The 7,818-nt window shown below is 70.0% G+C and carries 9 protein-coding genes and 1 pseudogene; 5 read left to right on the forward strand and 5 right to left on the reverse strand.

Features of this window, described 5'->3' with window-relative positions; all coding sequences use genetic code 11:
• Positions 1 to 49: 49 nt before the first annotated feature.
• Together ASE78_RS08135 and ASE78_RS08140 are read right to left on the reverse strand one after the other, a co-directional pair.
• A complete protein-coding gene (locus ASE78_RS08135) occupies positions 50 to 571 on the reverse strand; it encodes a hypothetical protein (protein ID WP_056495591.1) in 522 nt (173 codons plus the stop codon).
• 49 nt (positions 572 to 620) lie between these two features.
• Positions 621 to 1,334: a hypothetical protein gene (locus ASE78_RS08140; protein ID WP_056495594.1), complete on the reverse strand. Its 714-nt coding sequence runs from the start codon at positions 1,332 to 1,334 to the stop codon at positions 621 to 623.
• A gap of 132 nt (positions 1,335 to 1,466) precedes the next feature.
• Here ASE78_RS08140 and ASE78_RS08145 point away from each other — a divergent pair, with 132 nt between their 5' ends.
• Both ASE78_RS08145 and rarD read left to right on the forward strand, forming a co-directional pair.
• The gene (locus ASE78_RS08145) at positions 1,467 to 1,688 is read left to right on the forward strand and encodes a hypothetical protein (protein WP_055761280.1); all 222 of its coding nucleotides are present in this window, start codon (positions 1,467 to 1,469) and stop codon (positions 1,686 to 1,688) included.
• A 4-nt stretch (positions 1,689 to 1,692) separates the two neighbouring features.
• A complete protein-coding gene (rarD, locus tag ASE78_RS08150) occupies positions 1,693 to 2,592 on the forward strand; it encodes an EamA family transporter RarD (protein ID WP_056495596.1) in 900 nt (299 codons plus the stop codon).
• A 129-nt stretch (positions 2,593 to 2,721) separates the two neighbouring features.
• Here rarD and ASE78_RS08155 read toward each other — a convergent pair whose 3' ends face one another.
• Both ASE78_RS08155 and ASE78_RS08160 read right to left on the reverse strand, forming a co-directional pair.
• Complete coding sequence (locus ASE78_RS08155; RefSeq protein WP_056495599.1) at positions 2,722 to 3,297, reverse strand: glycine zipper 2TM domain-containing protein; 576 nt, start codon at positions 3,295 to 3,297, stop codon at positions 2,722 to 2,724.
• Between the two features lie 96 nt (positions 3,298 to 3,393).
• Positions 3,394 to 4,218 carry a class I mannose-6-phosphate isomerase gene (locus tag ASE78_RS08160; RefSeq protein WP_082467081.1) on the reverse strand — a complete coding sequence of 275 codons (825 nt, stop codon included), beginning with the start codon at positions 4,216 to 4,218 and terminating at the stop codon, positions 3,394 to 3,396.
• A 94-nt stretch (positions 4,219 to 4,312) separates the two neighbouring features.
• On the opposite strand from ASE78_RS08160, the gene ASE78_RS08165 reads away from it, so the two are divergent.
• The 3 genes from ASE78_RS08165 (at position 4,313) to ASE78_RS08175 (ending at position 7,591) form a co-directional block, all read left to right on the forward strand.
• Entirely contained in the window at positions 4,313 to 5,275 is a 963-nt protein-coding gene (locus ASE78_RS08165; protein ID WP_055761270.1) for an outer membrane protein assembly factor BamD, read from the forward strand.
• Positions 5,276 to 5,615: 340 nt separating this feature from the next.
• Complete coding sequence (gene recN, locus ASE78_RS08170) at positions 5,616 to 7,280, forward strand: DNA repair protein RecN (RefSeq protein WP_056495602.1); 1,665 nt, start codon at positions 5,616 to 5,618, stop codon at positions 7,278 to 7,280.
• Entirely contained in the window at positions 7,277 to 7,591 is a 315-nt protein-coding gene (locus ASE78_RS08175; protein WP_056495604.1) for a hypothetical protein, read from the forward strand. Before recN ends, ASE78_RS08175 begins: the two co-directional genes overlap by 4 nt.
• Before the next feature lie 25 nt (positions 7,592 to 7,616).
• On the opposite strand, the pseudogene ASE78_RS19515 reads toward ASE78_RS08175, so the two are convergent.
• A pseudogene (locus tag ASE78_RS19515) lies at positions 7,617 to 7,818 on the reverse strand (hypothetical protein); the annotation flags it as partial.

Here is a 7,818-nt window from a genome sequence, read left to right on the forward strand (position 1 = left end):
GGACTTCATCCGCCTAACCGGGACCGTCGCCCCGGCGAAGGCTGGAGCCTCAAGCGGCTCTCGTCGTGCACTCGCCCCACGAGATCCCGGTCTTCGCGGGGATGACGTTCGTTGCAAGGTCGCTGGATCGAACCCCGTCCGCCCCCGCCGGGTCATCATCATTGGCGGCGGCCTTGCGCGCCACCCGCCGCGTCCGCCGCGCGCGGAGCCGGCGCACGCCGAACCGCCGGCCGATCCAATGGCGCAGCGACAGCCCCCGTGCCGCCCCCGCCAGCGCCACCGCCGCCAGCGTAGCCTCGATCAGCGCGGCGGTATCGACCATCGTGAGGAAGGCGAGGATCTCCGGGCTGGCCAGCGCCGACACGATAATCATGTCGCCGCCCATCCATGCCACCGCCCCGACCCCGGCCGACAGCATCAGCGCCAGCAGCCAGTGACCGATCGTCAACCCGTTCAGGAACCGCGTGACCGGCACGACCAGCAACGCTGCCAGCCACCCGGCGATCGGCAGCCCCGGCCAGCGAAGCAGCACCAGCAGACCAATGGCGAAGGCGGCAGTCGTCGTCAGCATAAGTTCCCCCTGCGAAACGACATGGGGAGGCGAGCGGCCGACGTAAAGATCAGCCGCCGTCGACGACCAGATCGACCGACGTGCCGCGCCCCTCGGGCGACAGGAACACCGCATAGGCCGCCGGCCCCCGCGTGCCGCCCAGCACATGCTGCTCGCCCTCGGCCTGATGCTCGGTCGAATAGCCGCCCCCCTTGGCGCGGGTGTAATACCAGTCGACCACCCGCCCGATCGGCTGCGCGATCACGAAGCTGACGATGCGCAGCCGGCAGCCATCGGCATCGGTCCCCGCCGCTTCCGTCACCCGCGCGTCGGGATGCAGCGCGAAGGTGGCGGGCAGCCGCGTCGCCCATCCGGCCGAATAGCCGACCTTGGCCGCGCATTGCTTGCTACCACCGCGCTGCACGGCCGCCAGTTCGCCCAGCGTCAACGCCTCGCGCCCGCCCTTGCACGACGGGCAATCGCCCGCCGCCGGCGCCGATTGCAGCGTTTCGTTCGACGCGCTGCTGCCCGCCGCGACGGTGGGCGCGGGGATCGGCGCCGCATAGGGCCGGTCGGGCGGCCGCACCGCATCGCCATTGGCCTGCGCCGCCAGCGTCGGATCGACCATGATCTGGTCCTGAAGCGCCGCCGTCACCGCCGGGTCGGCCGCGTTCGCCTGGGTCAGTTCGGCGTCGAGCGTGTCGAGATTGGGGTTCGCGTCTTTCGTACCGCCGCACCCTGCAAGCAGCAGCAGGGCCGGAACGAACAGGGCAGGGCGGATCATCGACGGCAAGCTCCCGGACAGGACGCGGCACCTTGATCCCGAAGGATTAAGATCGCGTCGACCGGGTCGTCATGGCCGGGAAAACACGCCCGCGCCATTGCCCTCGGGCGCGAAAGTGACCATGTCCGGGACATGTTGAACATCGTCTCGATCGTCATCGGCCTCATCGCGCTGGTCTTCGCCATTCCCGCGCTGCTTCCGGTCATCTCGCTGCTCAACTGGATCGTGTTCCCGATCGCGCTGGTCGGCTTCGTCGTCGGGCTGTTGTCGTCGCGGACCTCGGGACGCAATCTCAACCTCGTGATCCTGCTCGTCAGCGGCCTGCGCCTGTTCCTGACCGGCGGTCTGATCTGATCCTATGACCGAAGGCGCGGACCGGCGCGGGCTGGCGTTCGGCGTCGGCGCCTATGTGCTGTGGGGCCTGCTGCCCCTGTATTTCAGGCTGCTGGGACCGATCGACGCGGGCGAGATCGTCGCGCAGCGCGTGCTGTGGTCGGCGCTGCTCGTTGCGGCGCTGGTCGTCGCCACCCGGCGCGGCGCGGCCCTCCGCCACGCCTTCGCCGACCGCCGCGCGCTGCTCAACCTCATCGCCAGCGCCGGCTTCATCGCGATCAACTGGCTGGTCTATGTCTGGGCGGTGCTGCACGGACAGGTGCTGGCGGCCAGCCTCGCCTATTTCCTCAATCCGCTGCTCAACGTCCTTCTCGGTGTCCTGCTGCTCGGCGAACGGATGAACCGGGTACAGGCGGTGGCGATCGCGCTGGCCGGGGCTGGCGTCGCGCTGTTCGCCGCCGGATCGTCGCTGGCGGCACTCGGCATCAGCCTTAGCCTCGCGGTCAGCTTCGCGCTCTACGGCCTGATCCGCAAGACGGTGTCGGTCGGCGCACTCGAAGGGCTGATGGTGGAGACGACGCTGCTCGCGCCGGTCGCGCTCGGCTATCTACTGTGGCTCGGGCACGGCGAACCGCTGGCGTTCGAATCGGGTCGGGGCATGGCCGGTCTGCTGGTGCTGGCGGGCGCGGTGACGACCGCGCCGCTGCTGCTGTTCGCCGCCGCCGCGCGCCGCCTGCGCCTCGCGACGATGGGCATGTTGCAGTTCCTCGCCCCCTCGATCCAGTTCGCCTTGGCGATCACCGTGTTCGGCGAGGTGCTGACCCCGGTCCGCATGGCCTGTTTCGCGCTGATCTGGGCAGGCCTCGCGGTCTATGTCGTCGGCGGTTTGCCGGGGCGGCGCAAAGCCGCCCCGGAAAGCCTTTAGGGTTGAGCCGCTCACGCGGCTGCGGTGCCGGCCCGCTCCCCCTCCCCGCCACCTAGTCAGGATACGCTGTGGGTGGTGGGGAGGGGGAGCGGGCCGGCACCGCCCGATCCGGTTACACCGGATCGCACATCAGCGGCACACCACCTGCTGGCGATCGACCGACCGGCCGAGCAATGCCCCGCCCGCACCGCCGAGCAGCGTACCGAGCAGCCGCGAATCACCACCCGCGATCACGTTGCCGAGGACGCCGCCGCCCAGACCGCCGATGATGAGGCCGGTCGTCCCGTCGCTGCGCCGGCAGTAATAGCGGCCGTTCTGCCCGCGATAGACCCGGTCGTTGCGCGACAGCGGACGCGGCTGGTAATAGCGGCCGTCGCGGTAATAGCGGTCGGCGAAATAACGGTTCTGTCCGCCTTCGAACCGGTTGTAGTTGTAGTTGCGATACTGGCGCCAGTCGCGTTGGCCATCACGCCGGTCGTCGCGCAGGTCACGGCGGGCATCGCGCACGTCGTCACGATACTCGCGACGCGCCTCGCGCACGTCGCGCGGCGAATCCGCCCGGCGGACGTCGCGGCGATAATCGCGCCGCGCATCGCGCACGTCCTCGCGATATTCCTGACGCGGCGTCTGCGCCATCGCCGGGGCCGCGCCCAGCACCGGCAGGGTCACGGCCGCGACCAGCGCGGCAAGGATCGGGGTACGCATCGTTCTCGCTCCAACACAATGGATGATGGCAGCAAGAACGGCGCGTCCCCCGGACAGGTTGCGTGAACGGAAAACTACACCCCGTTCATTTTGAAGTCAGGCGTAATGCTCGCCCGGATAGGCGAACAACAGATCGGCATCTTCGCCAATCCTTACCGATACTTCGCCCTCGAAGATCAGGCAGTCGCCCGCCGCCCACGCCGTACCGTCGGCCTCGCCCGACCCCGTCACCGGCACGAACCAGCCCTTCGTCCCCGCCGGCACGGTCACGGTGCGATCGCCGCCGCTCCACCGCTCCAGCACGAACTTCGGCCCGTCGACCAGGATGGCGCGATCCGCCGAGATCCTGCCCGGCGCGGGCGGCGCGACGAACGGCCGCGCGTCGGACACCGCGACCCCGTCGTCGAGGTGCAGCTCGCGCGGCCGGCCATAATCGTACAGGCGATAGGTCGTTTCGGAATTCTGCTGGATCTCGATCAGCGTGATCCCCGCGCCGATCGCATGGACCGTGCCCGACTTGGCGTAGAAGAAATCGCCCGGCTTCACCGGCTTCCAGTCGAGCTTGTGCTCGATCGACCCGTCGAGCGCGGCGTCCTTCAACTGCTCGGCGGTCATCGGTTCGAGGGTGCCCAGCGCGATCGTCGAATCGGGTTCGGCGGCCAGCAGCGTCCAGCATTCGTCCTTGCCGCGCGGCAGGCCGCGGGCATGCGCCTGCGCGTCGTCGGGATGGACCTGCACCGACAGTTTTTCGGACGTGAACAGATATTTGACCAGCAGGTCGGGGGTGTCGTCGCCCGGCGTCTTGTACCAGATCTCGCCGACCGGATCGGCCCCTTCGGGCTGGTCGGCGAAGCCGAAGCCCAGCTTGTGACGCCCCCAGGGCTTTTCGACGCGGTGCATTTCCAGCTTGGTGACGGGCACGGATTTCGTCCTTTTCAGGGGGGCTATGGGTCGCTGTGCCCCATGCGCGAAAGGGACTGTTCGCGCTACCCCTTGCGCAGTAGAAGCCTAGCCCATGCGTATCGTTCCGTTCCGCGCCTCCGCGCTCGTCCTCGTCGCCATCGCCGGTGCCGGCCTGTCGGGCTGTGCCCGGGGCGGCGCCGGCGCCGGGCGCGACCTGCCCTATGTCGCGCGCGACGTGGGCACGCTCTACACCGCCGCCAAGAGCCGGCTCGACCGCCGCCAGTACAAGGTGGCCGCCGCGCTGTTCGACGAGGTCGAGCGTCAGCATCCCTATTCGGTCTGGGCGCGCCGCGCGCAGTTGATGGGCGCGTTCAGCTATTATCTCGACGCCGACTATACCAAGGCGATCGCCGGCGCGCAGCGCTTCCTGTCGGTCCACCCCGGCAACCGCGACGCGCCCTATGCCTATTATCTCATCGCGCTAAGCTATTACGAACAGATCAGCGACGTGACCCGCGACCAGAAGATCACGATGCAGGCGATGGATTCGCTCGGCGAACTCTCGCGCCGCTATCCCTCCACGCCCTACGCCGCCGATGCCCGGCTCAAGCTCGACCTCGTGCGAGATCACTTGGCGGGCAAGGAAATGGAGATCGGCCGCTTCTATCAGCAGCGTGGCCAGTGGCTCGCCGCGCAGGTGCGCTTCCGCTCGGTGGTCGACCAGTATCAGACGACGACCCATGCGCCCGAGGCACTGATGCGCCTCACCGAAACCTATCTCGCGCTGGGCGTCCCCGGCGAAGCCAAGAAGTCGGCCGCCGTGCTCGGCGCCAACTATCCCGGCACCGACTGGTATCAGCGCGCCTATGACCTGATCGGCGACAAGACCCCGCCGCCGCCCAAGCCGATCCCGATCCGCACCGCCCCGCCGCCCCCGCCGCTCAAGGGCACGGTAACGGTCGAACCGGGCGATGCCCCCGATGCGACGATCGCCCCGCCGGTCGGCACCACCACCCCGCCCGCGACGCCACCGGCCAGCACCCCCTCGCCCAACGGACCCACCAGCGGCAACTGACGACGGCTTGGGGGAGGACGGGTCCTCAAGCGGTTCTCGTCGCACCTCGTGCTGGCCTTCGCCGGAATGCAGGCACAACCTGCTCCCCTCCCTGACAAGGGAGGGGTTGGGGGTGGGTAGGCCGGTTGTGGAGCGCGTAGGTTCCCTCGCGGGCCGGGGGNCCCCCGCCCCCTCCCTTCCAGGGAGGGGAGGTGCCACCAACCGACATCCGGCCGAAGTTCGGGTCGGACCTCGATACCGATGACGATCCCGCCGCCGACCACAACATCGACCGATCGCACCCTGATCCGCGCAAAGCCATTTGTTCTTGGCCTGTTCTTGGCGTAAGGGTGGCGGCGCGATGCTGATTGCCCTTTCCATCCGCGACGTGGTGCTGATCGAGGCACTCGACCTCGATTTCGCGCACGGCCTTGGCGTGCTGACCGGCGAAACCGGGGCGGGCAAGTCGATCCTGCTCGATGCGCTGGGCCTCGCGCTCGGCGGGCGCGGCGATACCGCGCTGGTCCGCCATGGTGCCAAACAGGCCGCCGTCACCGCCACCTTCGCCGTCCCCGCGCCCGGCGGCCCGGTCGCCAAGCTGTTCGACGACAACGGCCTCGACCTCGAACCCGGCGAGCCGCTCATCATCCGCCGCATCGTCAAGGCCGATGGCGGCAGCCGCGCCTTCGTCAACGACCAGCCGGCCTCGGCCGGGCTGCTGCGCGATCTTGCCCCCCATCTGGTCGAAATCCATGGCCAGCACGACGATCGCGGCCTGCTCAACCCACGCGGCCACCGCGCGCTGCTCGATGGCTTCGGCCGGATCGACGTCGCCCCCGTCGTGCAGGCCTATCGCGACTGGCGCGCCGCCGACGCCGCGCTCGCCGCCGCCCGCGCCGAGATCGAGGTGGCGCAGCGCGACCGCGACTGGCTCGAACACGCCGTCGCCGAACTCACCGCGCTGGCCCCCGAATCGGGCGAGGAGGCGACGCTGGCCGAACGCCGCCGCGACATGCAGCGCGCCGAAAAGGTCGCGGGCGATCTCAGCCAGGTCGACGACCGGCTGGAGGGAGCACAGGGCGCGCTTTCGGTCCTCCGGCAAGCGGCGCGCGGCCTCGAACGCATCGCCGACGCGCATCCCGCGCTTGGCGAATCGCTCGCCGCCGTCGACCGCGCGCTGATCGAGGCGGAGGCCGCCGCCACCGCGCTGCGCGAGGCGAGCGACGCGCTCGCCTATGACGCAGGCGCACTGGAGGAGGACGAGGCCCGGCTGTTCGCGCTGCGTGGTGCCGCGCGCAAGCACCGCGTCCAGCCCGACGATCTGGCCGTCCTCGCCGGCGATCTCGCCGCACGCCTCGCGCTGCTCGAATCGGGCGAGGCCGGGATCGGCAAGCTTGAGACGCGGGTCGCGCAGGCGCGCGAAACCTATGTGAAACGCGCCGACCGCGTCGGCAATGCCCGCGTCGCCGCCGCGAAACGACTCGACAAGGCGGTGGCGGGCGAGCTCGACCCGCTCAAACTGGGGTCGGCGAAGTTCCGCAGCGTCGTCGCCAGCCTCGACGAAGGCCAATGGTCGGCATCGGGCCGCGACCGGGTGGAGTTCGAGATCGCGACCAACCCCGGCGCACCCTTTGCCCCGCTCGCCAAGATCGCGTCCGGCGGCGAGTTGTCGCGTTTTATCCTCGCCTTGAAGGTCGCGCTGGCCGAAGAGGGCGGGGCGGCGACGATGATCTTCGACGAGATCGATCGCGGGGTCGGCGGCGCGGTCGCCTCGGCGATCGGCGAGCGGCTCGCCCGCCTCGCCACCGCCAAGCAATTGCTGGTGGTGACGCACAGCCCGCAGGTCGCCGCGCGCGGCAACCGCCACCTGCTGATCGCCAAGCGCCACGACGGCACCGTCACCCGCACCGGCGTGCGGCCCCTCTCCACCGACGAACGCCGCGAGGAGATCGCGCGGATGCTCTCGGGCGCGGAGATCACCGACGAAGCCCGCGCGCAGGCACTCCGCCTCCTCGAACCGGCGTGACCGCACCGCCACGCACGCCAGACGACCGCTACATCGTGGTCAAGGGCGTACTGTGGCGCGCCGCCCGCCCCGACCTCACCGACGAGCGCCGCGCCGAACTGGTGAAAGCCCTGATGGACGCCCGCCGCGCGGTCGGCGCGGGCCAGCGCGCAGGCGACGAAGCGGCGGTGCGGCAGGCCCGCGACGCAGTGCAGGCGGCGAAAGTGGCACTGGGCGAACGCGGCGAGCCATGGTGGGACGACGGCGCCTCCGACTGGAACCGCCACAAGGTCGAGAACACGCCCTATGCCGAGTGGTGGGCCGGGCGGTAGCCGCGCCGGGTGGCGGGAATCTCGGTCACGCCTGTTCCGCTGGCGCCGGTCCGGCAGGCCGATTGCCGATCCGGTTCACCAGTAGCAGTACGAATGGCGTCACGACGACCATGGCGACAAGGCCGATCCCCGGCGATACCATGCCTGCCGCAAATCCCGTTGCAGCGATCACCAGCGGCGACCACATCGACCTTCGGAGCAGGCGGGCGTCCTCGGCCACGGCGGGG

Source organism: Sphingomonas sp. Leaf25, from assembly GCF_001421635.1.
Classification (GTDB): domain Bacteria; phylum Pseudomonadota; class Alphaproteobacteria; order Sphingomonadales; family Sphingomonadaceae; genus Sphingomonas.

What these genes read in the sequence shown, in the direction of transcription:
- ASE78_RS08135 (WP_056495591.1), bottom strand. Translation starts at nt 571, where the DNA reads ATGCTGACGACGACTGCCGCCTTCGCCATTGGTCTGCTGGTGCTGCTT.
- ASE78_RS08140 (WP_056495594.1), bottom strand. Translation starts at nt 1,334, where the DNA reads ATGATCCGCCCTGCCCTGTTCGTTCCGGCCCTGCTGCTGCTTGCAGGG.
- ASE78_RS08145 (WP_055761280.1), top strand. Translation starts at nt 1,467, where the DNA reads ATGTTGAACATCGTCTCGATCGTCATCGGCCTCATCGCGCTGGTCTTC.
- rarD (WP_056495596.1), top strand. Translation starts at nt 1,693, where the DNA reads ATGACCGAAGGCGCGGACCGGCGCGGGCTGGCGTTCGGCGTCGGCGCC.
- ASE78_RS08155 (WP_056495599.1), bottom strand. Translation starts at nt 3,297, where the DNA reads ATGCGTACCCCGATCCTTGCCGCGCTGGTCGCGGCCGTGACCCTGCCG.
- ASE78_RS08165 (WP_055761270.1), top strand. Translation starts at nt 4,313, where the DNA reads ATGCGTATCGTTCCGTTCCGCGCCTCCGCGCTCGTCCTCGTCGCCATC.
- recN (WP_056495602.1), top strand. Translation starts at nt 5,616, where the DNA reads ATGCTGATTGCCCTTTCCATCCGCGACGTGGTGCTGATCGAGGCACTC.